This is a genomic window from Virgibacillus sp. 7505 (assembly GCF_002272135.1).
GTDB lineage: Bacteria > Bacillota > Bacilli > Bacillales > Amphibacillaceae > Terribacillus.
The window spans coordinates 1-242 of the sequence record NZ_NPBF01000274.1 but is presented as its reverse complement, the minus strand read 5'-3'; the positions used below and the strand labels follow the sequence as shown (position 1 = coordinate 242).

Sequence of the window (242 nt, the reverse complement as noted above, 5' to 3'; positions counted from 1 at the left end):
CATTGAAGAGGCGCTTTCTCTCGCCAATGATGTTGAATATGGATTAAGTGCTTCCATCTTTACAACTAATATCAGCAACATGCTTTCTTTTATCAATGAGATGGATGCAGGGTTAGTGCGGATTAATGCGGAAAGCGCGGGGGTAGAACTTCAGGCTCCTTTTGGCGGAATGAAGCAATCAAGCTCCCATTCCCGCGAGCAAGGAAGAGCGGCAATCGAATTTTATACATCTATTAAAACCG

At 44.2% G+C, this 242-nt stretch carries 1 protein-coding gene; it reads left to right on the top strand.

Translation table 11 applies throughout. The annotated features are described in order from the left end of the window. Nucleotides 1-242 (top strand): aldehyde dehydrogenase family protein (locus tag CHH91_RS18935; protein WP_141234244.1); only part of this gene is annotated, 242 nt, incomplete at both ends.